The sequence below is a fragment of the Stenotrophomonas sp. Steno-Z10-HUANG genome (assembly GCF_056393075.1).
This window is the reverse complement of the sequence record NZ_JBWJPA010000010.1, coordinates 59,042-78,488: the sequence shown is the minus strand read 5'-3', so window position 1 is coordinate 78,488 and position 19,447 is coordinate 59,042. Positions and strand designations below refer to the sequence as shown.

Sequence of the window (19,447 nt, the reverse complement as noted above, 5' to 3'; positions counted from 1 at the left end):
CGGGCGGCACTCCGGTGCGGAAGGGGCGTGGCCGGCGGCCACGCGGCTCAGGATTCTGACAGTTCGGTGGCGGCGGCGGCTGCCTGCGGCGGCGTGCCCGCGGTCGCGGGCGTCGCCCCTGCTGCCGGCGTGGGCGGGTCCGCCTGCGGGGCGTCGTCGCCGGCCGCTTCCGCGGTCGCCGCGGCGGCCGCGGCCAGCCCGGCCTCCTGCAGCGTGGCGATCGAGGCCTGCGCCGAGGCGACCAACCCGGATACCGAGCCGATCATCTGCAGCCAGCGCGCGCCGCTGAAGGCGCCGCCGGGTTCCAGCCTGCCGGCGACAAAGCCACCGGCGAGCCCGGCGATGAGGATGCGGCCCGGCGTCCAGCTGCGGCGCCAGGCCGCTTCCAGCGTGTCCCATTGCCGCACGGTCTCGTCCATGCGTACCTGCACGACGGCTTCGGCGCGGCGCACGCGGCGCTGCAGGGCATCGAAGTTCATGGCGTCCGGTCCCCGGGGATCTCGACATCGGCGTCGGGGTCGTCCTCGGCCGGTTCGTCGAACAGGCCCAGTCGCGACAGCTGCCGGCGGGTGGCATGCATGCCGGTGTGGTGGAAGAAGTAGCTGACCCGCCAGATCGCATAGCCGGTGACCGCCAGGCTGGCCAGCGAAGTGACCAGCAGCGACACGAACCAGGACAGGCCCAGCGCGTGCAGCAGGGCGATCAGCGTGGCCGCCAGCAGCAGCCACGCCGAGGCGCCGAACACGATGGCCACGCCGCTCCAGGCCAGGCCACGGCCGAAGGCGCTGCGGGCCAGGGCGAAATCGGCCGAGGCCAGACGCCGCAGCGAGCGCAGCGTGTGGGTCGCCGCATCCAGCGTCTGCCGGCCGGCGCTGCCGACCTCGCGGATGCTCTCCTCCAGCCCGGGCGCTGCCTTGCCGGCCTCGTCGTTGCCGTTTCCGGTGGCGCCCGATGGTGGCGCGTTGTCGCCCACGCCCGCGTCAGTCGTTGCTGCGGGCGAGCTTGGCGATGATCCAGCCGGCGGCGAACGCCACGCCGAACGAGGCCAGCGGGCGCTCGCGGATCAGGTCGGCGGCGCTGTCGATCAGGTCCTTGCCCTTGTCCATCAGCGCGTCCATCTGTTCCTTGGCGGCGGCGCCCGACAGCTCGGCCGCGGCCAGCCCGGACAGGGCGCTGTCGGACAGCTCGGCCTTCACGTTGGCCTTGCCCAGGCGCAGTTCGTCGCCGGCCAGGCCGGCCGCGTCCTTGACCGCCGTGCCGGCGGCGCGCGCGGCCGATTTCAGGTGCGATCCGGCGTCGCCCAGGTGGTCCTTCATGGTGTCGGTGTTCGTGGGGCTCATTGTTTCGTCTCCTTCGGTTCGGGGGGACGCCAGCGGGGCGGCGCAGGGAAAGCAATACCAGCGGCCGGGTGTAAGGAACGTTACGAGCGCCGGCCGATCAGCGCATCACCAGTTGTCCCTGGGTGGTGCCGCGCACGATGCGCAGCACCAGCTGCGGCGGGCGCGGGCTGAAACTGGCGCGCCAGCTGGCCAGGTCGACGAACTCGCCGCTGCTCGCGGCCAGCACGATATCGCCGCTGGCCAGGCCGGACTGCGCGGCGCGGCTGCCACGCGCCACCTCACTAACCAGGACGCCGTTGAGGCCGGACTGGCGCGCGGACTCGGGCAGGTCGACGAACGTGGCGCCGGACAGGCGAGGGTCCAGCGTATCACCGGTCACCGCGCGCGGCTGTTCCTTGAGCGTGGCCTTGAGCTGCAGCGGCTTGCCGTCGCGGCGCACGTCGAGCTCGACGACGCGGCCGACCGGCTGCAGGCCCTCGAAGTTGTGCAGTGCCTGGGCGTTGTCTACGCGCTGGCCGTTGATCGCGGTGACCACGTCGCCGGCGCGCAGCCCGGCCGCCGCCGCGGCCGAGCCGGCCAGCACGCGGGTGACCAGCGCGCCGCGCGCTTCGGCCAGGCCCAGCCCCTGCGCGATCTGCGGGCTCAGGTTCTGGGTTTCCACGCCCAGCGTGCCGCGCACCACCACGCCCTTGGTGATCAGCTGCTCGACCACGTCGCGGGCGAGGTTGGAGGGAATGGCCAGGCCCAGGCCGATGTTGCCGGCCATGCTGCCCTGCGGGTTGAAGCTGGCGGTGTTGATGCCGACCAGTTGCCCGGCCAGGTTGACCAGCGCGCCGCCGGAGTTGCCCGGGTTGATCGAGGCGTCGGTCTGGATGAAGTTCTGGTAGCCCAGCCCGCGGATGCCGCTGCGGCCCACCGCCGAGACGATGCCCGAGGTCACCGTCTGGCTGAAGCCGAACGGGTTGCCGATGGCCACCACGAAATCGCCGGTGCGCAGCTGGTCGCTGTCGCCCAGCGGCAGCGCGGTGAGCTTTTCGGCGGGAATGCGGATCAGCGCGATGTCGGTGTCGCGGTCCGACCCGAGGAATTCGGCCTTGACCGTGCGCCCGTCGGCCAGCGTCACCTGCACGTCGTCGGCGTTCTCGATCACGTGGTGGTTGGTCAGCACGTAGCCCCTGGCCGCGTCGATGATCACCCCCGAGCCCAGCGACTCGTTGATGCGCTCCTGCGGTACCTGCGGGAACAGGCGGCGGAAGAACGGGTCGTCGAAGAACGGGTTGCGCACCCGCACCACCTGCTTGGTGTTGACGCTGACCACGGCCGGCATCACCCGTTCCAGCATCGGTGCCAGCGACGGCACCGGCTGGCCGGCGACCGCCGCCGGCAGGGCCGCGGTGGCGGGCAGCATGGCGCCGGTGGAGGCCTGGGCGCGGTTGTCCAGGTGGGCGTTGATGGCACTGGCGGTGAAGCCGCCGAAGGCGGCGGCCAGGGCAAGCGTGAGCAGGGTCGGGAGCGGTCGCATAAGGGCCGGGGTTCCATGCGGGGACGCCGCGCGGGGCGTCCGGGTGGGGCGGGAGTGGCTGAATGGAGTGTGGCGGCAGCGACCTAAATCGACAATGAAACATTCCGCGCCGCCGCAATCGCAGGGGGCGCAAGCCCTGCGCGGATTGCAAGATGCCGGGGGCAGATTTTTCGTTTGACATCACCCAAGCGGTGGGTAAGCTTGGCATCGCCATCAGCCACTAGATGTTGGGTTGATGTGAAATGCGTCCCCAAGAAGTAGGGTTGAGGCCCGGGGTGCAGGCACCCCATAGGAAGGCGTGCAATGACGACGGAAGCGATGCAGATCCCCGGCCCTCGCCGGACCAATCCCCGCCCGCCCGCAGGCGCGTGACCACGCGCCGGCATCGTCGTCGTTGCAGCCCCGCCCGACCGGGGAAACGGTAAACGCACCGCAAGGTGCACAAGGAGAGTTCCACCATCATGAGCACGGTGCGTCTGGAAGTGGTCAGCAACCCAACCCGATCGGACCTTATCCCCCTGCAGCCCGCCTCGCAGGACATCTGGGACAAGAAGTACCGCCTCAAGACCAAGGCCGGGCAGGCGCTGGATGCCGATATCGACGGCACCTACCAGCGCGTGGCCCGCGCCCTGGCCGACGCCGAAGGCAGCGACGACAAGCGCGCCTACTGGTACGAGCGTTTCGTCTGGGCGCTGCGCCGCGGCGCGATCCCGGCCGGCCGCATCACCTCCAACGCCGGCGCGCAGGAACACAAGCCGGCCACCAGCACCATCAACTGCACCGTGTCGGGCACCATCACCGACTCGATGGATGGCATCCTGGAGAAGGTCCACGAGGCCGGCCTGACCCTGAAGGCCGGCTGCGGGATCGGCTACGAGTTCAGCACCCTGCGCCCGCGCGGCGCATTCGTGGCCGGCGCCGGCGCCTACACCTCCGGGCCGATGTCCTTCATGGATATCTACGACAAGATGTGCTTCACCGTGTCCTCGGCCGGTGGCCGCCGCGGCGCGCAGATGGGCACCTTCGACGTGTCGCACCCGGACGTGAAGGACTTCATCCGCGCCAAGCGCGAGGACGGCCGCCTGCGCCAGTTCAACCTGTCGCTGCTGATCACCGACGGCTTCATGGAGGCGGTGGACAAGGACGCCGACTGGCCGCTGGTGTTCCCGATCAACACCAAGGAGCAGGCCGAGCTGGATCCGGCCAGCGGCGAGGAAGTGGTCTGGCGCGAATGGCCGACCCACGAGAACTACATCGTCCGCGACGACGGCCTGGTGGCCTGCAAGGTGTACGGCCACATCCGTGCCCGCCACCTGTGGGACATGATCATGGTCTCGACGTACGATTACGCCGAGCCGGGTTTCATCCTGATCGACCGCGTCAACGAGATGAACAACAACTGGTGGTGCGAGAGCATCCGCGCCACCAACCCCTGCGGCGAGCAGCCGCTGCCGCCGTACGGCGCCTGCCTGCTGGGCTCGGTCAACCTGACCAAGTTCGTGCGCGACCCGTTCACCGACAAGGCCTCGTTCGACTGGGACGAGTACAAGGAAGTGGTGCGCGTGTTCACCCGCATGCTCGACAACGTGGTCGAGGTCAACGGCCTGCCGCTGGAACAGCAGCGCAACGAGATCATGCGCAAGCGCCGCCACGGCATGGGCTTCCTCGGCCTGGGCAGCACCCTGACCATGCTGCGCATGAAGTACGGTTCGCCGGAGTCGTGCGAGTTCACCGAAGCCATTGCCCGCGACATGGCCGTGGCCGGCTGGGAAACCGGCCTGGAACTGGCCCGCGAGAAGGGCCCGGCGCCGATCATGGAGGAGACCTTCGAGGTCACCGCGGCGATGCTGCGGCAGCGTCCGGAGATGCGCAAGGACGGCTGGAAGGTCGGCCAGAAGATCCAGGGCAAGGTGCTGCACGCGCGCTACAGCCGCTACATGCAGCGCATCGCCTCGGTCGCCCCGGAGCTGGTGGACGAACTGGCCGAGACCGGTGCGCGCTTCACCCACCACAGCTCCATCGCGCCGACCGGCACCATCAGCCTGTCGCTGGCCAACAACGCCTCCAACGGCATCGAGCCCTCGTTCGCGCACCACTACAGCCGCAACGTGATCCGCGAAGGCAAGAAGACCAAGGAGAAGGTGGATGTGTTCTCCTTCGAGCTGCTGGCCTACCGCGAACTGGTCAACCCCCGGGCGATGCCGTTCGCCGAGGACGCCGATTCGCGCCTGCCGGACTACTTCATCGCCGCCGACGACATCTCGCCGAAGGAACACGTGGACGTGCAGGCGGCCGCGCAGAAGTGGGTGGACAGCTCGATCTCCAAGACCGCCAACGTGCCGACGGACTACCCGTACGAGCAGTTCAAGGACATCTACCGCTACGCCCACCAGCAGGGCCTGAAGGGCTGCACCACGTTCCGCTTCAACCCGGCCGCCTTCCAGGGCGTGCTGGTCAAGGAGGCGGACCTGGAGAACACCACCTACCGCTTCGAACTGGAAGACGGCCAGGTGGTCGAGGTCAAGGGCAACGAGCAGATCGAGTACGACGGCGAAATGCACACCGCCGCCAATCTGTTCGACGCCCTCAAGGAAGGCTACTACGGCAAGTTCTGAGGTCGCCTTCGCACGCCGTCCCGCCGCCGCGCGGGACGGCGACGGTGGCCGCCACCACCGGGTTGTCGCCTGTGTTCCATGCCCCACCCGCTTCATTCCGCATCGCCAACGTGACCGATCCAATGCCCTTAAGGAGGGCTTTATGAGCAATGGCAATGGTGTGACGGCGACCGTGTCCCAGGTTGCCGAGAACGTGAAGGAAACCGCAGCCAACCTCGGCGACGCCATGGCCGCCACCGCCGGCGATGCCGTTGCCGCGGTCAAGACCCGCGCGCGCAAGGTCGAGGCCGGCGCCACGCGGCAGGTCGCCAAGGTGAAGAAGGCGGTCAAGAAGGCCGAGAAGGTCGTCGCCAAGAAGGCCGCCGCGGCGAAGAAGGAGGTCGGCAAGACCGTTTCCAGCGTGCGCCGCAAGCTGGAGGCCGCCAAGGCCAATGCCAAGGCCGAGGCCGCGGCCCTGAAGAAGAAGGGTGCCGGCAAGCAGGCCGCCGCCAAGAAGGCCGTCGCCGCCGCCGAGAAGAAGGTGGCGAAGAAGGTCGCCTCGGCCAGGAAGACGGTGAAGGCCGCGGAGAAGAAGGTGGCCAAGGCCGTGGCCAAGAAGACCGCCGCGGTGAAGAAGGCGGTGGACAAGGCCGGCAGCAAGGTCGCCAAGAAAGTCGCCACCCGCACCGCCGCCACCCGGAAGGCGGTGAAGAAGGTCGAGAAGACGGTGGCCAGGAAGACCGCTTCCGCAAAGAAGACCGTGGCCAAGAAGGCGGCTTCGGCGAAGAAGACGGTGGCCAGGAAGACCACCGCGGTGAAAAAGGCGGCGAAGAAGGCCGCCCGCAAGTAAGCCGCACCCGCGTCCCCGCCCGCCGCGGGCGGGGGCGCCGCAACCCGCACCACAACGCATAACCAGGACCCGCACCATGGCCGTCAAGATCGACAAGAAAATCAAGGGTTATTCCGTCATCACCCCGGACGACAAGGCCCGGGAAGCGACGGCCAAGGCTCCGGTCGCACAGGCGCAGGACGATGCCCAGGACAGCAACATCGTGCACATGCACGAGCGCATCGAGCGCCCCGACGTGCTGATCGGCAGCACCTACAAGATCAAGTCGCCGCTGGTGGAACACGCCTTCTACGTGACCATCAACGACATCGTGCTCAACGCCGGCACCGAGCACGAACTGCGCCGTCCGTTCGAGATCTTCATCAACTCCAAGTCGATGGAGCATTTCCAGTGGATCGTGGCGCTGACCCGCATCATGTCGGCGGTGTTCCGCAAGGGCGGCGACGTCACCTTCATCGTCGACGAGATGAAGGCCGTGTTCGACCCCAAGGGCGGCTATTTCAAGGCCGGCGGCGTGTACATGCCGTCGCTGGTCGCCGAGCTGGGCTCCATCGTCGAAGACCACATGAAGTCGATCGGCCTGCTGCACGATCCGGAAATGAGCGCCCACCAGCGCGCGCTGATCGCCGAGAAGCGCAAGCAGTTCGAGGACCGCTCAAAAAAAAACACTGACGCCGTAGTCGCCGCCCCCGCCGGGCGCGATGAGGACGTCCAGGTCACCGGCGAGGGCACCAGCTTCCCGCCCAGCGCCACCATGTGCCACAAGTGCAGCACCAAGGCGCTTGTGGTGATGGACGGGTGCGCCACCTGCCTGAACTGCGGCTACAGCAAGTGCGGCTGACCGGTGGCAACGCCGGATGAGACCGGGGCCGGTGTGCGCGAGCACCCGGCCCTTGTCTTTTCCGCCGGCGGGGAGCAGCCGACGGGGCTGCTTTGCGAGTTGGTGTGGACGCAGGCGTGCTTGGGCGGCTGCGTCGTCCTGTGACCAGTGCCCGGGGGGAAGCATGGAACAGTTCAAGGGGTGTGTCGGCGTGGATGGCGCCGGCAGCGGATGGATCGCCGTCTGGTGGGGCGGGGGCGGGCTGGTGCATGCGCTGCACCCCGACGCCCAGCAACTTTTCCATACGCACCGGACGGCCCGGGTGATCGCGGTGGATATTCCGATAGGGCTCTGCGAGCAGGGTGGCCGCCCGGCCGATCGCGAGGCGCGCTGCTTCGTTGGCGGCAAGCGGGCCAGCAGTGTTTTTTCCACGCCCGTGCGCGGCATTCTCGATGCGGGCTCGCAGCCCGAGGCATCCCGCCGCCACCGGGAGATCGACGGGCGCGGCTTCGGCGCGCAGTCGTTCGCGATCCTGCCCAAGATCCGCCAGTGGGACCAACTGCTCCAGGGGGACGTGGATGCACGGCAACGGGTGCGCGAGATACATCCGGAGGTGTCGTTCGCTGCGCTCAATGGTGGAGCGGGGCGCGGCCTGGCGGATGGCAAGCGCACCTTCGCCGGTGCACAGAGGCGCGTCAGCCTGTTGGCGGACATCTACGGCCAGGACGCAGTGATGGCGCTGCTGCGTGCGGTGCCGGCGCGCCAGGCCGCGACCGACGACGTACTGGATGCCCTGGCGGCGTTGTGGAGTGCCGAACGCATTGCCGCTGGCCGCGCGCGATCGCTGCCGGCGCAGGTGCAGCCGGACCGCACCGGGTTGCCCGCCGCGATCTGGTACTGATCCCCGTGGGAGCACGCGTCGAGGGTGTACCGGCGGCCAGGCGGCGGCCGGTGGACCACCCGCGGTAACGTCCGGCGCTGGCGGCCCGCGCGCCGGCAACGGCGCCTGAACCTCCCGGGCGCGGCAAACCAATGGCAGGGGTGGCGGTCCGCGCATGCGCTCTAGCATCCGCCCATCGCCCCTGCTGGATACGGTCATGCGCATCACTGCCCCGGTCGCGGTCTGCTTGCTGCTGGTCCCGCTGCTGCCGGCCTGCACGCCCGCGCAGATGCGCATGCCCGACGGCTTCACTGCCGATGCGGTGGCCTACGAGGTCAGCGGCCACTCGCCGCGGCGCTTCAACGAACCGGTGCGGTTCGGTCCGTACAGCGCCCTGCGGATGCGCGAGGGCTCGACCTTCTCCTGGCGCGTGCCCTTGCCGGCATTCGACGTGGGCCGCACGTCCCGGCCCTACGATTACACGATGGTGGCGCGCGACCAGCCACCGGTGCAGGTGCAGTGCCGCACGCAGGCATGGACCGCGGGCCGGGGGAGCGAATCACACCGGCTGACGGTCGACCTGACGGCGATGGCCGGGCCGCTGCTCGCGTGCGGGCTGCGGATGGATGGCCAGCCCATGCAGGTGCTGGAGGTGAGGCGCGAGGGCGAGGGCCTGGGCGGGCGCCTGCAGTCGCCATGGGGCAGCGACTACGCGGTGCGCGCCGTGTATGCCTACCAGGGCACGCCGGTCAGGGGCATGACACCGACCGGTTACGTCATCGCCGGCGATGGCGGCACGCGCGCCGTGGTCGACGTGCTCAACCGCGGCCGGGTGCACCTGGACCGCCGGCTCGACGATGACCAGCGCGTGTACTTCGCCGCGGCCGCCGCCGCGCTCCTGTTGCTCGACCCGGAACTGGGCGAATGAGCCGCTGCCGTCGCCGGCGGGCAACGCGGATCGGGAACGGTCGACCACCGATGTCCGGCGGCGCGGTGCATGACCGCCGCGGTCCAGCCGCGGCGGGCGCCAGCATGCCGCGTTCGGCGGTGCCCACAATCCGGCCTGGAGGCCAATGCCGATGAGCGCATACCGTTTTCGCCTGCCTGCAGCGCTGGTCCTGGTGCTGGCGCCGCTGCTGGCGGCCGCGCAGGATGCCTGCCCGGACCGTTCCAGTTACGCGCCGGCGCGCGGGATCATCGCCGACCTGGGGCGCATCGTCGCGCCCAACGGCGTGCAGGAGGACTACGCGGCGAAGATCGGCGGCATCGCGCAGTGGGTCAACGTGCGCGGCCAGGACCGCGACAACCCGCTGCTGCTGTTCGTGCACGGTGGGCCGGCATCGCCGGTGATCCCCACGCTGTGGCAGTTCCAGCGCCCGCTGGAGGAGTACTTCACCGTGGTCAACTACGACCAGCGCGGTGCCGGGCGGACGCTGCTGCTCAACCCGCAGCAGGAGGTGGCCGGCACGCTGCGCATCCAGCGGTACGTCGACGATGCCATCGAACTGGCCGACTACCTGCGCAGCCGCTACCACAAGCGCAAGCTGGTGCTGGTCGGGCACAGCTGGGGCACCGTGGTGGCGATGCAGGCGGCGCTGCAGCGCCCGGACCTGTTCCATGCGTATGTCGGCATCGGCCAGGTGATCGACGTGCGCACCAACGAGCGGGTCAGCTTCGATTACGGCCTGCGCACCGCGCGCGAGCGCGGCAACGCCGAAGCGGTGCGCGAGATGGAGGCCATCGCGCCCTATCCGGGCGACGCGCCGCTCACCCGCGAGCGGATCGTCGTGGCCCGCAAATGGCCACAGCACTACGGCGGCCTGAGTGCGTTCCGCAGCGAGTCGAACTACTTCTTCCAGGGGCCGCGGTTGTCGCCCGACTACGACGATGCGGCACGCTGCGCGATCAACGCCGGCAGCGAATTCACCCTCGGGCGGTTGCTGGATGAGTTCCTGCAGGTGGACTACCGCGGGGTGAAGCGGTTCCCCATCCCGGTGCTGATGTTCATGGGGCGCCACGACTACACCACGCCCTCGGAACCGACCGCGGCCTGGTTGGCGCAGGTGCGCGCGCCGTACAAGCGCGGCGTCTGGTTCGAGCATTCGGCGCACATGATCCCGTGGGAGGAGCCGGGCAAGACCCTGGTCAGCCTGCTGGAGCAGGTGCGTCCGCTGGCGCTGCAGGGTGAGGCCGGCGAGCGCTGACCACGCGCGTTGCGCTGCCCGCCGCCACTGGCCCGCCGCCCGCGCACGCTATGATCGGCGTTCCCACGGATGAAGGAACACTGCATGGCATGGGCATGGCGGCATGGAAAGGCATGGGCATTGGCGGGCGCGATGAGCGTACTGGCCGGCTGCGGCGCGCAGGACACGCCGGCGCAGGCCACCCCGGCGGATGCAGCGGCGACGGCGGCCCCAGCGGATGCGGCCCCCGGTGTCGCCGCCACGCACGCGTGCATGATCGCCGGCGAGTTTTCGCTCCTCGGCCAGGTCATCCGTTCCCGCGACTGCGTGCAGACCGCGGGTGCCTCCACCGAAGCTCAACTCAAGCGCGTGTGCGAGGGGTTGGCGCAGACCTCGGCGCAGATGGGCGGCAAGGCGGGCGAGATCACTTACATGGACGCCTGTCCAGCGCCGGCGCAGGGCAGTTGCCGGCGCCTGTTCGGCCAGGATTTCGACGGCTTCTACTACGAGCGTTCGGCCGACGACCTGGCCGGCCTGCCGGCCAGCTGCGCACAGGGCGGCGGTACCTGGAAGGCCGACTGACCGCGGCCGCGCCGGCACCGCACGGCCGGCCGCTGCCTGCCTGGCGCCATTGCCGCGGCCCGTGCCGAGCCGTGCGCGTGGCTGCCCGCGCCCCGGGAATGCTGCCGCTGCGGTGCGCCGGCCGCGTTCAGCCGCGCGGCGGCGTACCTGGCCGACAACGCCACGCCGGCGACGGCGCGGTGAACCGGTGCGCCGCGATTGCGTTGGCCATGCGCTTCGCGCAAGCTCTGGGCTTCTTCATTCCTGGTGACCGTCCATGCAAGACAACATCATCCAGATCATGCCCGCGGCCGGCTGGGTGGCCGTGTTCGACGAGGACGGCGAGGAGAGCGCGCAGGGCGTGGTGTGCTTCGCGCTGGTGGAAAGCGCGATGAAGCGCGAGGTGCGGGCGATGATCGCCGACGGCGCCCAGATCGGCTTCGCCGATGCACTGCCCAACTTCGTGCGGGTGCAGGAGCTGGACGCGTTCGAGGAAGAAGACGACGAGGACGAGGAAGACGAGGACGAGGAAGAAGACGAGGCGTGATGCCCGCGTCGTACCTTTTTCCCCGCGCCATCGCCGGCCCACCCCGGTGATGCCATCGCCTGCCCCGGCGTCGGACACGTTGTTCGACGATGCCTTCGCCTACAAGCGCTGGGCGATGCAGCGCACGCTGGAGGCGATACGCGCCGTGGACGCACGGGCGTTCCCCGCCAGCGTCGCCTTCGCGCGGCAGCAGTTGAACCACATCGTGATCGTGGAGGAACTGTTCCGCGCGCGGCTGCTGGGCGAGGCGTCGCCGCATGCGGCCACCAACAGCGCCGAAGTACCGGCCCTGGAGGCGCTGGCCATGCGCCTGGAAGCCTCCGACCAGTGGTATGCGGCCCATCTGGCCGCGCTGGCGCCGGCGCAATGGGACCAGGCGCTGCGCTTCCGCTTCGCCGATGGCCGCGACGGCTGCATGACGCGCCGCGAAATCCTGTTCCACGTACTCAACCACGCCACCTACCACCGCGGCGCCATCGGCCATGCGCTGGACCTGGCGGGGGTGCCGCACCCGGGCGATACCTATACGGTGTTCACCCACCAGGCCCAGCCGCAGCGACGCGCCGGCACGATGCCCGCCGATCCGGATGCAGGCCCGCGGACGACGCGGTAAGGTACGCGCCCGCACGCCGCCGCGCCGGTGTCACGACACACCCGTACATGCTGACCGATCCATTCGACAGGGAGCACCTCTGGCATCCCTACAGCGCGCTGGGCCATGCGCCGCCGGCGCTGAAAGTGGCGCGTGCCGATGGCGTGCTGCTGGAGCTGGCCGACGGCACCCGGCTGATCGACGGCATGGCCTCGTGGTGGTGCGCGATCCACGGCTACAACCATCCGCAGCTGAACCAGGCGGCGATCGAGCAGCTCGGGCGCATGGCGCACGTGATGTTCGGTGGGCTCACCCACGAACCGGCCATCGCCCTGGGCAGGCAGCTGCTGGCGATGGTGCCGCAGCCACTGGATGCGATCTTCTATGCCGACTCCGGCTCGGTGTCGGTGGAAGTGGCGCTGAAGATGGCGATCCAGTACCAGGCCGCGCGCGGCCGACCCGGCCGCCACAACATCGCCACCACGCGCTCGGGCTACCACGGCGATACCTGGAACGCGATGTCGGTGTGCGACCCGGTCACCGGCATGCACGGTCTGTTCGGCGCGGCGCTGCCGTCGCGGCGCTTCGTGCCGGCGCCGGTCACGCCGTTCGACGGGGCCTGGGATCCGGCCGAGATCGCACCGCTGGAACGCCTGTTCGCCGACCACGGCGACGAGCTGGCCGCATTCATCATCGAGCCGGTGGTGCAGGGCGCCGGCGGCATGCGCTTCTATCACCCGCAGTACCTGCGCGAACTGGCACGGCTGTGCCGCGCCCACGACGTGCTGCTGATCTGTGACGAGATCGCCACCGGCTTCGGCCGCAGCGGCCGGCTGTTCGCCTGCGAACATGCCGGCATCACGCCGGACATCCTGTGCATCGGCAAGGCGCTGACCGGTGGTTACCTGACCCTGGCCGCGACCCTTACCCGCCGCGACATCGCCGACACCATCGCGGCCGGCGAGGCCGGCGTGTTCATGCACGGGCCGACGTTCATGGCCAATCCGCTGGCCTGCGCGGTGGCGCTGGCGTCCACCCGACTGCTGCTGGCGCAGGACTGGCAGGGCAACGTGCAGCGCATCGAACAGGTCCTGCGCGAACGGCTGGCGCCGGCGCGCGCGCTGCCGCGGGTGGCCGACGTGCGCGTGCTCGGCGCCATCGGCGTGATCGAGCTGACCGCGCCGCTGCGGCTCGAGCGCATCCAGCGGCGCCTGCTGGACCTGGGCATCTGGCTGCGTCCGTTCGGGCGGCTGGTGTACGCGATGCCACCCTACGTGATCGACGACGAACAATTGCGGCGGCTGTGCGACGGCATGGTCGCGCTGGTGGAAGGACTGCAGGACGAGGACATGCGGGCATGAACGGCGAGGTGATTTTCGTCGGTGGCATCGACACCGAGATCGGCAAGACCGTGGTCACCGGCTGGCTGGCGCGGCAGTGGCTCGACCAGGACGGCGAGGTGATCACCCAGAAGCTGGTGCAGACCGGCTGCGTCGGCGCGTCGGACGACATCCTGCTGCACCGGCGGCTGATGGGCTGTGGCCTGTTCGAGGAGGATCGCGACGGCACCACCATGCCGGCGCTCTATGCCTACCCGGCCTCGCCGCACCTGGCGGCGCGGCTGGAGGGGCGCGCGCTGGACCTGGACGCCATCGGCGCCGCCACCGCGCGCCTGCGCGCGCGCTACGCCACGGTGCTGGTGGAGGGCGCCGGCGGGCTGCTGGTGCCGCTGACCCCGGACCTGCTGACCCTCGACTACGTGGCCCGGCAGGGCTGGCCGGTGCTCCTGGTCACCTCGGGGCGGCTGGGCAGCATCAACCACACCCTGTTGTCGCTGGAGGCCATCGCCGCGCGTGGCGTCGCCCTGCACGGCATCGCCTGGAACAGCCGCGACGACGGCAGCGACGAGGTCATCGCCGCCGAAAGCCGCCGCTACCTGCGTGGCTGGATGCAGGCGCGCTTCCCGCAGGCGCGCTGGTACGACGTGCCGCTGCTGGCGCTGGATTGAGCCTCCCGCGCGCCGGAAATGCCCCCGGCCCTTGAAAAACCCGGTGGTCGTCGCGATATTGCAGGATCGAGCAACGACAAAGAGAGGGCTTATGGAAGCCGTCACGACTGGAATGGTCCAGTGCATGAAGTGCAATACGGTGTATCAACCCGCGATCAAGGTGCTGGAGAGCGTCTGCCCGATGTGCCTGTCGATCAAGACCGCACCGGTGCCGGCCGAACAGGCACGCGGCACCCCGGCCGCCCTGCACTGAACCGCAACTGCGCTGTATCCCGCGGGCCAGGTCATCGACCTGGCCTTTTCATTTGCATCGCGCCGTGCCGGGCGGCTTACTCGCCCTGGTACTGCTTTTCCTCGACCAGCGCCGAGCCGGCGACGTGGTTGATCGCGTTCTTGACCGCCACGCGCTCGCCGTTGGTGCCGTAGACGCCGCGCGCCAGGGCGATGAACGCCTCGCCGAAGTCCTGCGCGGTTTCCTTGGCCCGCAGCTGGTCCTGGATGTCCCACATGCGCTCGTTGATCGCCTTGAGCTGCTGCTTGAGCGCGGCCAGTTCCGGGCGCGCGGCCTGCTGCTGCAGCCACAGCGGCCACAGCCCGTCGAGTTCGGTGCGCACGTTGTCCAGCTTGGCCGCGTCGGTGATGCGCTCGGCCTTGATTTCGAGGATGGTGATCTTGTCGATCAGTTCGCCGATCGATACCGGGGTGAGGATGGTCTGCACGTGCATGCCGCCGAAGAAAGTACGGGCGCCATGATAGCGCCCCGGCCCACGGCCCCGCCCGGGCGGAAGTTGCCGATGAACCGATGCCGGCGGCGCCGCGTCGATGCCGGCACAATGCCGCTTTGCCCTGTGCGGAGATCCCGATGCCGATGCCCCCGATCCTGCGGCTGCCCGCCGCCGTGCTGCTGCTGTGCGTGGCGTCCCCCGCCTGGGCCACCGCGGCCACCGACCTGGCGCGACTGCAGGGCGCGTGGCAGCTGCGGTCGGGCGAGTCGCTCGATGGCGACGGCGCGCGCATGGACTATGCCAGCCAGGGCCTGGCCGGCACCAAGGTACTGGCCGACGGGCGTTTCGCCTTCACCAGCACCCGCAACGGCGCGTTCTGGGCCGCGGGCTCGGGCACCTACGAGGGCGACGCCACGCGTTACCTGGAGCGGCCGCTGATGGCGTCCTATCCGCTGCAGAACGGCGGCAGCTACGAATTCCGCTACACGCTGGAAGGCGACACCTGGACGCTGGAGCGCTGGGACGGCGGGCGCATGGTCGAGCGCGAAGTGTGGACGCGGGTGGGCCGGTAGCGCCGATCGCGCCGGTGCCGGTCGGGCGGATGCGTGGCTTGCCGCGCATGGGGCTTCGCCGGGAATGCCTGATGCGGGGGCAGGCCCCCGCCTTCAGGGGTCCTGCCGTGGCGGAAAGCCGGCGTCGTCCAGCGCCGCGGTGAAGCGTTCGGCCGGCTGCGCCGATTCGATGTGCACGCGCTTGCTGGCCAGGTCGATCGTGACCGTCGCGGCCGGGTCCACGTCCTTGATGGCGGCGGTGACGCTGCGCGCGCAGCCGCCGCAGGTCATGTTCTCGATATGCAGGTTCATGGCGGTTTCTCCTTGAGGGGAGGGCAGTCTGGGGCTTGCCATGGTGGCAAGGTCAAGGGGCGGGGCGAGGAGTGAGTGAAGAGGAGTGAGAAGTGAGAAAAAGCCAAAGCGCAAGCAATGCCGCTCTCTCTCATCTCTCACTCCTCTTCACTCACTCCTCGCCCCTTGACCTTCCCATGATGGGAAGCTTCAAGATGCCGCCATCATGGACAACGCCAGGTGAGCCGGTGATGACCCCGAACAGCCAGAACCCCGCCGCCGAGGGCGGAATGACGCAGACCCTAGCGGTCGAGGGCATGACCTGCGCGTCGTGCGTGGGCCGGGTGGAGCGCGCGCTGGCCGCCGTGCCCGGGGTGGCCAGCGCCGCGGTCAACCTGGCCACCGGCCGCGCCACCGTGCGCGGCGACGCCGTGGACCGGCAGGCGCTGGTGCGCGCGGTGGAGAAGGCCGGTTACGCGGTGCCCGCGCCGGCGCCGCTGGAACTGGGCATCGACGGCATGACCTGTGCGTCGTGCGTGGGCCGGGTCGAGCGCGCGCTGGGCAAGGTGCCCGGCGTGCTTTCGGCCAGCGTCAACCTGGCCACCAGCCGCGCGCAGGTGCATGGCGACGCCTCGCTGGATCCGGCCGCGCTCCTCGCCGCGGTCGCCAGGGCCGGTTACGAGGCGCGCGTCCTGCAGGCGGCCGTGGACGAGGACCGGGAAGCGCAGCGTCGCGACGCGGAACTGCGCGGACTCAGCCGCGACCTGCTGCTGGCCGCGGCGCTGACCCTGCCGGTGTTCGTGCTGGAAATGGGGGCGCACCTGGTGCCGGCGTTCCACCACGCCATCGCCAGCACCCTGGGCACGCGCAACAGCTGGCTGCTGCAGTTCGCGCTGACCACGCTGGTGCTGGCGATCCCGGGCCGCCGCTTCTACCGCGCCGGCATTCCCGCGCTGCTGCGCGCCGCGCCGGACATGAACTCGCTGGTCGCGGTCGGCACCCTGGCCGCCTATGGCTTCTCGCTGGTGGCGACCTTCCTGCCGCGGTTGCTGCCGGCCGGCACGGTCAACGTGTACTACGAGGCGGCGGCGGTCATCGTCACCCTGATCCTGCTCGGGCGCATGCTCGAGGCGCGCGCCAAGGGCCGCACTTCCGAAGCGATCAAGCGCCTGCTCAGGCTGCAGGCCAGGACCGCGCGGGTGCGCCGCGACGGCGGCGCGGTGGAAGTGCCGCTGGCGCAGGTGGCGGCCGGCGACGTGATCGACGTGCGTCCCGGCGAGCGCATCGCCGTCGACGGCGAGGTGGTCGACGGCGACAGCTACGTGGACGAATCGATGATCACCGGCGAGCCGGTGCCGGTGGCCAAGGCGGCCGGGGCGCGCGTGGTCGGCGGTACCGTCAACCAGACCGGCACGCTCGGGGTGCGCGCCACCGCCGTCGGCGGCGCCACCGTGCTGGCGCAGATCATCCGCCTGGTGGAACAGGCGCAGGGCGCCAAGCTGCCGATCCAGGGCCTGGTGGACCGCATCACGATGTGGTTCGTGCCGGTGGTGATGGGCCTGGCGCTGCTGACCTTCGCTGTGTGGTGGGCATTCGGTCCATCGCCGGCGCTGACGTTCGCCCTGGTCAACGCGGTGGCCGTGCTGATCATCGCCTGCCCGTGCGCGATGGGCCTGGCAACTCCGACCTCGATCATGGTCGGCACCGGCCGCGGCGCCGAACTGGGCGTGCTGTTCCGCAAGGGCGAGGCGCTGCAGCTGCTGAAGGAAGCGGCGGTGGTGGCGGTGGACAAGACCGGCACCCTGACCGAAGGCCGGCCGCTGCTGACCGACCTGCACGTGGCCGGCGGTTTCGACCGCGAACGCGTGCTCGCGCAGGTGGCCGCGGTGGAAGACCGCTCCGAGCACCCGATCGCGCGCGCGATCGTGGGCGCCGCGCAGGCCGAGGGCCTGGCGCTGCCCCCGGTGCAGGCGTTCGAGTCGGTCACCGGCCAGGGCGTGCGCGCGCAGGTGGACGGGGTGCGCGTGGACGTCGGCGCGGACCGCTTCATGCGTACGCTGGGGCTCGACGTGGCGGCGTTCGCCGAAGTCGCCACGCGGCTGGCCGGCGAGGGCAAGACCCCGCTGTACGCCGCCATCGACGGCACCCTGGCGGCGATCATCGCCGTTTCCGATCCGGTCAAGGCCGACACCGCCGCGGCCATCGCCCACCTGCATGCGCTGGGACTGAAGGTGGCGATGATCACCGGCGACAACCGCCGTACCGCCGACGCCATTGCCCGCCAGCTCGGCATCGACGAGGTGGTCGCCGAAGTGCTGCCGGAGGGCAAGGTCGAGGCGGTCAAGCGGCTGCAGGCCGCGCATGGCCGCCTGGCCTATGTCGGCGACGGCATCAACGACGCGCCGGCGCTGGCCGCGGCCGATGTGGGCCTGGCCATCGGTACCGGCACCGACGTGGCGATCGAGGCGGCCGACGTGGTGCTGATGTCCGGCAGCCTGCAGGGCGTGCCCAACGCCATCGCGCTGAGCCAGGCGACGATGCGCAACATCGGCCAGAACCTGTTCTGGGCGTTCGCCTACAACACCGCGTTGATCCCGCTGGCGGCCGGCGTACTGTATCCGTTGTGGGGCGTGCTGCTGTCGCCGGTGTTCGCCGCCGGCGCCATGGCGCTGTCCTCGGTGTTCGTACTGGGCAATGCGCTGCGGCTGCGGCGCTTCGCGCCCTGATCCTGCCCGGCGGCGACGGAGACGACGATGCAAGACGTGATGAACATCGGCCAGGCCGCCAGGGCCACCGGCATCTCGGCCAAGATGATCCGCTACTACGAGGACAACGGGCTGATCGGCCCGGTCGCGCGCAGCGGGGCCGGCTACCGCGTCTACGGCCCCCGCGACATACACACCCTGGGCTTCATCAAGCGCTCGCGCGACATGGGCTTCAGCGTCGAGCGCATCGGCGAACTGCTGCAGCTGTGGCGCGACCGTTCGCGCCACAGCGCCGACGTCAAGCGCATGGCGCTGGAGCACGTGGCGGTACTGCAGCAGCGCATCGCCGAGCTGCAGGACATGGTCGCCACCGTCCGCGCCCTGGCCGACTGCTGCGCCGGCGACGAGCGCCCGGACTGCCCGATCCTGAGCGATATCGCCAGCGGCGCCCCGCTGCACCGCCGCTCGCGGCAAAGCACGCGGCCGGCGAACCGTGGCACGGCGCGCGCGTGCCAGAAAACGCCTGAATAGAGGCCTAAAAACGCGTTGCAGTGCGCCTCGCGATTTCAGGAAGGGTTGGGCTGGATAACGGAAAAATTACATCCGGACGCAGGCAGCCGACGAGCCGCCGCGCCACCAGACAGTAATTCCTGAAGGTGTACCCCCATGAAGACGTCCCTGATTGCCCTGGCCCTGGCGGCCGCCCTCCCGTTCGCCGCTTCCGCTGCTGACAACCTTTCCTACAACTATGTCGAAGGCGACTACGTCAAGACCGACGTGTCCGGTCCCGACGCCGACGGCTGGGCGCTGAAGGGCTCCTGGGCCTTCCACCCGAACTTCCACGTGTTCGGCGACTTCACCCAGCAGAAGGTCGACCACACCGACGCCAAGTTCGACCAGTGGCGCATCGGCGCCGGCTACAACCGCGCCATCGCGACGAGCACCGACCTGGTCGCGCGCGTGGGCTACCAGAAGTTCGACCGGCACCACAGCAACCTGGACTTCGACGGCTACAACGCCGAAGTGGGCCTGCGCAACGCATTCGGCGAGCACGTCGAGGTGTATGCCTTCGCCGGCTACCAGGACTACACCAAGAAGCACGGCGTCAACCCGGACGGCGCGTTCTACGGCCGCCTGGGCGGCCAGGTGAAGTTGAACCAGAACTGGGGCATCAACGGCGACATCAAGATGGACCGCCACGGCAACAAGGAATGGTCGGTCGGCCCGCGCTTCAGCTGGTAAGCAGCCCGCACATGGCGTAACAGGAAAAGCCCGGCG

Annotated in this window: 22 protein-coding genes; 16 read left to right on the top strand and 6 right to left on the bottom strand. The window is 69.8% G+C overall.

The window, feature by feature from the left end:
- Positions 1 to 47 precede the first annotated feature (47 nt).
- From AC06E6_RS13440 to AC06E6_RS13425, 4 genes are all read right to left on the bottom strand, one after another.
- On the bottom strand, positions 48 to 479 hold the full coding sequence (locus AC06E6_RS13440) for a protein sip-5 (protein WP_478061665.1): 432 nt from the start codon (positions 477 to 479) through the stop codon (positions 48 to 50).
- Positions 476 to 973 carry a phage holin family protein gene (locus tag AC06E6_RS13435; protein ID WP_430543493.1) on the bottom strand — a complete coding sequence of 166 codons (498 nt, stop codon included), beginning with the start codon at positions 971 to 973 and terminating at the stop codon, positions 476 to 478. The genes AC06E6_RS13440 and AC06E6_RS13435 overlap by 4 nt, the downstream gene beginning before the upstream one ends.
- A gap of 7 nt (positions 974 to 980) precedes the next feature.
- Positions 981 to 1,340, bottom strand: a complete 360-nt coding sequence (locus AC06E6_RS13430; protein WP_104939780.1) for a hypothetical protein — start codon at positions 1,338 to 1,340, stop codon at positions 981 to 983.
- Positions 1,341 to 1,437: 97 nt separating this feature from the next.
- Positions 1,438 to 2,862 (bottom strand): Do family serine endopeptidase, encoded by a 1,425-nt coding sequence (locus tag AC06E6_RS13425; RefSeq protein WP_104939779.1) that lies wholly within the window; start codon positions 2,860 to 2,862, stop codon positions 1,438 to 1,440.
- 461 nt (positions 2,863 to 3,323) lie between these two features.
- On the opposite strand from AC06E6_RS13425, the gene AC06E6_RS13420 reads away from it, so the two are divergent.
- From AC06E6_RS13420 to AC06E6_RS13365, 12 genes are all read left to right on the top strand, one after another.
- The gene (locus tag AC06E6_RS13420; RefSeq protein WP_161614906.1) at positions 3,324 to 5,477 is read left to right on the top strand and encodes an adenosylcobalamin-dependent ribonucleoside-diphosphate reductase; all 2,154 of its coding nucleotides are present in this window, start codon (positions 3,324 to 3,326) and stop codon (positions 5,475 to 5,477) included.
- Between the two features lie 142 nt (positions 5,478 to 5,619).
- Positions 5,620 to 6,306, top strand: a complete 687-nt coding sequence (locus AC06E6_RS13415) for a hypothetical protein (protein ID WP_104939777.1) — start codon at positions 5,620 to 5,622, stop codon at positions 6,304 to 6,306.
- Positions 6,307 to 6,382: 76 nt separating this feature from the next.
- Positions 6,383 to 7,147 carry a TSCPD domain-containing protein gene (locus AC06E6_RS13410; protein ID WP_054667934.1) on the top strand — a complete coding sequence of 255 codons (765 nt, stop codon included), beginning with the start codon at positions 6,383 to 6,385 and terminating at the stop codon, positions 7,145 to 7,147.
- Positions 7,148 to 7,310: 163 nt separating this feature from the next.
- The gene (locus AC06E6_RS13405; RefSeq protein WP_240212425.1) at positions 7,311 to 8,027 is read left to right on the top strand and encodes a DUF429 domain-containing protein; all 717 of its coding nucleotides are present in this window, start codon (positions 7,311 to 7,313) and stop codon (positions 8,025 to 8,027) included.
- A gap of 196 nt (positions 8,028 to 8,223) precedes the next feature.
- Complete coding sequence (locus AC06E6_RS13400) at positions 8,224 to 8,934, top strand: hypothetical protein (protein ID WP_240212424.1); 711 nt, start codon at positions 8,224 to 8,226, stop codon at positions 8,932 to 8,934.
- Between the two features lie 151 nt (positions 8,935 to 9,085).
- Complete coding sequence (locus tag AC06E6_RS13395) at positions 9,086 to 10,210, top strand: alpha/beta fold hydrolase (RefSeq protein ID WP_478061661.1); 1,125 nt, start codon at positions 9,086 to 9,088, stop codon at positions 10,208 to 10,210.
- Between the two features lie 132 nt (positions 10,211 to 10,342).
- On the top strand, positions 10,343 to 10,771 hold the full coding sequence (locus AC06E6_RS13390) for a hypothetical protein (protein ID WP_240212422.1): 429 nt from the start codon (positions 10,343 to 10,345) through the stop codon (positions 10,769 to 10,771).
- A gap of 256 nt (positions 10,772 to 11,027) precedes the next feature.
- Positions 11,028 to 11,297, top strand: coding sequence for a hypothetical protein (locus AC06E6_RS13385; protein ID WP_104939773.1), 270 nt, complete (start codon positions 11,028 to 11,030; stop codon positions 11,295 to 11,297).
- Positions 11,298 to 11,346: 49 nt separating this feature from the next.
- On the top strand, positions 11,347 to 11,910 hold the full coding sequence (locus tag AC06E6_RS13380; protein WP_240212421.1) for a DinB family protein: 564 nt from the start codon (positions 11,347 to 11,349) through the stop codon (positions 11,908 to 11,910).
- A 47-nt stretch (positions 11,911 to 11,957) separates the two neighbouring features.
- A complete protein-coding gene (gene bioA / locus AC06E6_RS13375) occupies positions 11,958 to 13,250 on the top strand; it encodes an adenosylmethionine--8-amino-7-oxononanoate transaminase (protein WP_240212420.1) in 1,293 nt (430 codons plus the stop codon).
- Positions 13,247 to 13,897, top strand: a complete 651-nt coding sequence (bioD, locus tag AC06E6_RS13370; protein WP_240212419.1) for a dethiobiotin synthase — start codon at positions 13,247 to 13,249, stop codon at positions 13,895 to 13,897. The genes bioA and bioD overlap by 4 nt, the downstream gene beginning before the upstream one ends.
- Positions 13,898 to 14,021: 124 nt before the next feature.
- Positions 14,022 to 14,150, top strand: a complete 129-nt coding sequence (locus tag AC06E6_RS13365) for a hypothetical protein (protein WP_256363880.1) — start codon at positions 14,022 to 14,024, stop codon at positions 14,148 to 14,150.
- Between the two features lie 76 nt (positions 14,151 to 14,226).
- Here AC06E6_RS13365 and AC06E6_RS13360 read toward each other — a convergent pair whose 3' ends face one another.
- Entirely contained in the window at positions 14,227 to 14,616 is a 390-nt protein-coding gene (locus tag AC06E6_RS13360) for a DUF6165 family protein (RefSeq protein ID WP_104940287.1), read from the bottom strand.
- 143 nt (positions 14,617 to 14,759) lie between these two features.
- On the opposite strand from AC06E6_RS13360, the gene AC06E6_RS13355 reads away from it, so the two are divergent.
- Positions 14,760 to 15,194 (top strand): hypothetical protein, encoded by a 435-nt coding sequence (locus AC06E6_RS13355; protein ID WP_240212418.1) that lies wholly within the window; start codon positions 14,760 to 14,762, stop codon positions 15,192 to 15,194.
- A 93-nt stretch (positions 15,195 to 15,287) separates the two neighbouring features.
- On the opposite strand, the gene AC06E6_RS13350 is transcribed toward AC06E6_RS13355, so the two are convergent.
- Complete coding sequence (locus AC06E6_RS13350) at positions 15,288 to 15,485, bottom strand: heavy-metal-associated domain-containing protein (RefSeq protein WP_104939768.1); 198 nt, start codon at positions 15,483 to 15,485, stop codon at positions 15,288 to 15,290.
- A gap of 230 nt (positions 15,486 to 15,715) precedes the next feature.
- Between AC06E6_RS13350 and AC06E6_RS13345 the strand changes: the two genes are divergently transcribed.
- The 3 genes from AC06E6_RS13345 to AC06E6_RS13335 all read left to right on the top strand — a co-directional run bounded on the left by AC06E6_RS13345 (position 15,716) and on the right by AC06E6_RS13335 (position 19,411).
- Positions 15,716 to 18,190, top strand: a complete 2,475-nt coding sequence (locus AC06E6_RS13345; protein ID WP_240212417.1) for a heavy metal translocating P-type ATPase — start codon at positions 15,716 to 15,718, stop codon at positions 18,188 to 18,190.
- A gap of 27 nt (positions 18,191 to 18,217) precedes the next feature.
- A complete protein-coding gene (gene cueR / locus AC06E6_RS13340) occupies positions 18,218 to 18,700 on the top strand; it encodes a Cu(I)-responsive transcriptional regulator (RefSeq protein WP_428999407.1) in 483 nt (160 codons plus the stop codon).
- A gap of 135 nt (positions 18,701 to 18,835) precedes the next feature.
- On the top strand, positions 18,836 to 19,411 hold the full coding sequence (locus tag AC06E6_RS13335) for an OmpO family porin (protein WP_240212416.1): 576 nt from the start codon (positions 18,836 to 18,838) through the stop codon (positions 19,409 to 19,411).
- The last annotated feature ends 36 nt before the right edge of the window (positions 19,412 to 19,447 follow it).